4 protein-coding genes and 2 pseudogenes are annotated in these 4,618 nt (G+C 62.1%); 4 read left to right on the top strand and 2 right to left on the bottom strand.

All coding sequences use genetic code 11. The features are described from left to right. Positions 1–169, bottom strand: a pseudogene (locus tag ACFFNA_RS33680) (IS66 family transposase); the annotation flags it as partial. A 720-nt stretch (positions 170–889) separates the two neighbouring features. Here ACFFNA_RS33680 and ACFFNA_RS33675 point away from each other — a divergent pair. The 4 genes from ACFFNA_RS33675 to ACFFNA_RS33660 all read left to right on the top strand — a co-directional run bounded on the left by ACFFNA_RS33675 (position 890) and on the right by ACFFNA_RS33660 (position 4,364). Next, a complete protein-coding gene (locus ACFFNA_RS33675) occupies positions 890–1,474 on the top strand; it encodes a reverse transcriptase domain-containing protein (protein WP_378924172.1) in 585 nt (194 codons plus the stop codon). A gap of 97 nt (positions 1,475–1,571) precedes the next feature. Then, a complete protein-coding gene (locus ACFFNA_RS33670; RefSeq protein WP_378924170.1) occupies positions 1,572–1,901 on the top strand; it encodes a ribbon-helix-helix domain-containing protein in 330 nt (109 codons plus the stop codon). Positions 1,902–2,047: 146 nt separating this feature from the next. After that, positions 2,048–3,754: a recombinase family protein gene (locus ACFFNA_RS33665; protein WP_378924168.1), complete on the top strand. Its 1,707-nt coding sequence runs from the start codon at positions 2,048–2,050 to the stop codon at positions 3,752–3,754. Continuing rightward, positions 3,705–4,364 (top strand): reverse transcriptase domain-containing protein, encoded by a 660-nt coding sequence (locus ACFFNA_RS33660; protein WP_378924166.1) that lies wholly within the window; start codon positions 3,705–3,707, stop codon positions 4,362–4,364. The genes ACFFNA_RS33665 and ACFFNA_RS33660 overlap by 50 nt, the downstream gene beginning before the upstream one ends. A gap of 89 nt (positions 4,365–4,453) precedes the next feature. On the opposite strand, the pseudogene ACFFNA_RS33655 reads toward ACFFNA_RS33660, so the two are convergent. Continuing rightward, positions 4,454–4,618, bottom strand: a pseudogene (locus ACFFNA_RS33655) (IS66 family transposase); the annotation flags it as partial.

The following is a 4,618-nucleotide window of genomic DNA, read 5'->3' as shown; positions in this document are numbered from 1 at the left end:
CAATGGCCGCGGACTTTTCCTGACGCAGCGCGGCGCGGCTCCCAGCATCCTTGCCGCGAACCTCGTCCTCGACCTTCCACAATTCGGTCATGGCGGTGATCGTTACCGTCGCGGCCTGTGAGATCCCGCTGATGTGCAGATCGTAAAACTTGCGCCGCAGATGCGCCCAGCTTGCGTCAGGCAAGCCCCGGAACGGGGGATGAACAAGAAAGGAGGTGAGAATCGAGTAGAAACCGTTCGCAGCGATCCAGCGGGTTCAACGCCCGTCCGGCAAAGGCGCAGCCCGCCAGCCGGAAGCGAGTCTTGCATGGGTGGCGGCAACGTCATTCGTGAAGCGTAGACAGCGGGTGATAAAGCGGCGGGGTAAGCCCCGATATCATGATCTTGATGACGCCTTCGGAGTGTTGGGACCGGGGGCAGCACCCGACCGGCCGATATTGGCGAGGCAATCGGGGTCGTCCGGGGTCTTGGGCCGCCGCAAAGTCACGGGATGGATTGCCGGGGAACCTGAGAGATCCCACTCACGTCCAAGGAAGCAATGCCGGAAACGGGGAGCCGGCTGACGTAAAAGACTCCAGGCCCTACGACAGCCCTGCATGTCGGAAGGGAGCGCTTTGGCGGACACAAACAAGCAGGGCCGTATGGAACCCTGAAGGCGAAGCAATAAGCTGATGGGTAAGCGTGAGCGGGAAGTCGTAGCACCCTCATAGTACCAATGAGCGCGGGGAACCGTGTCCGGCGGGACCCGAAGGAGGAAAGGAGGGTGTCACGGAACCAGAACCACTGACAGGAAACAACGGAGGGGACCCTGAGCCCTACAAACGTGTACACGAAACGGCAGTGGATAGCCGAACAGGCGAGGAAGCACCCCGAAAGGGTGCTCACATCCTTGCACCATCTGATTGACCTCGACTGGATGTTCGAGGCGTGGGCTCTAACGCGCAAGGATGGCGCGGCGGGCATCGACGGGCGCACGGCTGACGACTATGAGAAAGATCTCGAGGCAAACCTTGAAAGCCTCCGGGTCCGGATGATGTCGGGCAGTTACCACGCGCCCCCGGTGCGACGCCACTACATCCCGAAAGCCGATGGGTCCCGACGACCTCTGGGTATCCCAACGTTCGAGGACAAGGTGGCGCAACGGGCAATCGTGATGCTGCTGGAACCGATCTACGAGGAGGCCTTTCTGGACTGCTCGTTCGGGTTCCGGCCGGAACGGTCGGCTCATGACGCCATCCGCACATTGCGCGATGGCATCATGGACACCGGTCAGCGATGGGTGATCGACGCAGATATCTCGAAGTATTTCGACAGCATCGATCATGGGCATTTACGCAGCTTCCTCGACCTGAGGATCAGAGACGGCGTCATCAGACGCATGATTGACAAGTGGTTGAACGCAGGGGTGTTGGAGCAAGGCACCCTGAGCCGATCGGTAGCTGGAACGCCACAAGGCGGAGTGATCACTCCCTGAACGCAAAAGGTAACTTTGAGTTTGACCGGTCGATTTCGCTCGATCGTTCTCGTTCTGTGCTTGATTGTCGTCTTAAAAGGTAATATTCATATGTCACATGCCGCGCTCGACGGATTTGCAGAAGACCGAACGGATCAATGCTGCCCATGGGTTGCTTGCGCGTGGGCTGAGCGTGGCGGAGGCAGCCATGGCGTTGTCGCGCCAATTCAGCATGTCCCGACGTCAGGCCTATCGGTATATCGAGGAGGCGCAGGCGATCGGCTGGCCGGTGCCAGTGACCGAGCCCACGACGGCAGTGACGTTCAAGCTTCCGCCCAGTTTGGTCGACGCGATTCGAGCGCGGGCGGCGGCGGAAGGGACGACGATCAGCGCCATGGTGGGTCGGGCGCTTCGGGCGTTTCTCGGCGAAGCCGACGGCCATGGCTGAGCGGCGGGAGAGCGATGTTCGCAGCGTCCTTCTCGATCCCGTCTTTGACCCCCTGCTGCCAGCCAAGTTGGCACAGGTCTACGGGATCCTGGTTGCGGAGCGGGTTCGCATCGTCGGCGCGGGTCCACGGGTAAGGGAGGGAAGCGATGAGGTGCGCAGCGATCTATGCCCGGGTGTCCTCCGATCAGCAGAAGGAGGACAACACGATTGCCAGCCAGACGGCGGCGCTGGTCGCGTTCGCCCGCGAGCAAGGGTTCAGCGTGCCCGATGAATGGATCATCGAAGACGCGGGGTTCAGCGGTGCCAGCCTGGTGCGGCCGGGGCTGGAGAGATTGCGCGACCTGGCGGCCGAGGGCCACATCCAGGCTGTCTTGATCCATTCCCCGGATCGGTTGAGCAGAAAATATGCTTATCAGGTTCTCTTGACGGAGGAGTTTGCTCGTCACGGTGTCGAGACCGTCTTCATCAAAGCGCCGCATTCCGGCACCCCGGAAGACCAGCTCATGCTGCAGTTCCAAGGCATGATCGCCGAGTACGAACGGGCCCAAATTCTCGAACGCTCGCGGCGCGGCAAGCGCCACCGGGCCAAGGCCGGCGAAGTCCCCGTGCTGTGTGGGGCGCCCTACGGCTATCGGTATATTCGTAAGACGAATGACGCGCCGGCGCGCTATGAGGTCGATGCAGTCGAGGCGGAAGTGGTGCGACTGGTGTTCGACAACTATACGGTCGGCGGCCTGAGCATTGGCGCCCTCGCTCGCCTTCTCAACGAGATGGGACTACCGACGCGCCGGCGCGTCACCCGCTGGGAACGGTCGGTGGTGTGGGGGATGTTACGCAATCCCGCCTACAAGGGAACGGCCTGCTTCGGCAAGACACAGGTCGCACCGCGGCAGAAGGTGACGAAGCCGTTCCGCTTGTCGGGCCGGGCGGGCTTCAGCGAGAATACCAGCCAGCACGAGCGGCCGCGCGAGGAATGGATCGAAGTGCCCGTTCCCGCCATCGTGACGGAAGAAACTTTCGCGTTGGCGGCCGAACGCCTGACCGACAACAAGCGCTTCGCCCCGCGCCGGACCATCGAACCGAGCATCGTGCAGGGGCTGGTGTCCTGCCGCAAATGCGGCTACGCGCTATCACGCACATCGACCCGTACGTCGGCGCGCAAAATCCACTACTACCGCTGCCTCGGGGCGGATAGCTGGCGCCATCTCGGCGGATCTGTATGCGACAGCCGGCCGATCCGTCAGGACCTGCTCGATGAAGTGGTGTGGCGGGAGGTGATGCGCTTGATCGTGGACCCCACGCTGATCCGCGCCGAGCTCGACCGGCGCCTTGACGCGGCCCGTGCGGCTGAGCCGACGAAACGACGGCAAGAGCCCCTCGAACGGGAACTCGTGCGCGTCAGCAAGAGCATGGAACGGCTGGTGACCGCCTACCAGGAGGATCTCCTGTCGCTGGAGGAACTGCGCCGTCGCATGCCGGAGCTGCGTGCCCGCGAGCAGACCATGCGCACCGAATTGCACGCGATCCGCGATCAGGCCGCCGATCGCATGACATTCCTGCGTCTCGCCGAGACGCTGACCGCCTTCCTCCAGAAATTACGGGCATCGGCGCAATCGCTGGACGTCAGCGACCGACAGAGGATTGTCCGCTTGCTGGTCAAGGACGTCTTGGTCGACGACGATACCGTCATCATCCGCCACTCGCTCCCGATGCAGACGACGATACCGCCGCCCGGAAAAGCGTCATCGCCTTCCAACGGCAAATCGCCATCGGCTGACAAAAGTTACCTTTTGCGTTCAGGGAGTGAGCAGCCCACTTCTTGCGAACATCTTCTTGCACTATGTGCTGGATAAGTGGTTCGCAGAGGTGGCGAAGCCCCGCCTAAAGCGGCGGTGCCAGATGGTGCGGTACGCTGACGACTTCGTCATGAGCTTCGAGGATCACTTGGACGGTCGGCGCATGCTGGCCGTGCTGGGCAAGCGTTTCGAACGGTATGGGCTTCGGCTACATCCTGACAAGACGCGCTATGTGGACTTCCGTTTCCGGCGCCCTCATGGGCAGCATCCGGCAACGAGTGCCACCAGTTTCAATTTTCTCGGCTTTACCCATGTCTGGGGCCAGTCGCGGAGAGGGAAGCCGGTGGTGCGGCAGGTCACGGCCAAGGATCGGTTTGCGCGGGCCTTACGGGCAGCCAGGGAGTGGTGCATCAAGCACCTGCACCTGTCGCTCACGATTCAGCATCGACACCTGACCCGAATGATGCGAGGCCACTACGCCTACTACGGGATCACGGGCAACGGACGACGTTTGACGTGGTATCACCATCAGGTCGAGCGTATCTGGAAAAGCGGGCTCTCGCGCCGCAGCCGATCTGGAAAGCCGAACTGGAATCGGATGGCCCAGGTCCTTGACCGATTTCCCCTGCCGCCAACCCGGATCGTACATCAATGGAGCCGTACCTGAGCGAAACTGGACCGTGAGGAACCGGATGCGGGAAATCTGCACGTCCGGATCTGTGAGGGGCGGGGCTCGGTAACGACCCCGCCTACTCGGCACCCTGCGAGCCGGATTGTTTCATTGCCGCCGGCCTTGGCCCGTGCCTTGACCAGGTTGGTATAGGCCGAGTAGCCATCCACTTGCAGGATGCCCCCGAATCCAGCGAGGTGACGCGCCACGCAATCGGCGCCCCTGCTATCTTCAAAGCGATAAGCAACCAT

The sequence above is a fragment of the Mesorhizobium kowhaii genome, from assembly GCF_042431665.1.
GTDB classification, from domain to species: Bacteria; Pseudomonadota; Alphaproteobacteria; order Rhizobiales; family Rhizobiaceae; genus Mesorhizobium; species Mesorhizobium kowhaii.
The sequence above is the reverse complement of the archived record's forward strand: the minus strand, read 5'-3'. Positions and strand labels throughout refer to the sequence as shown.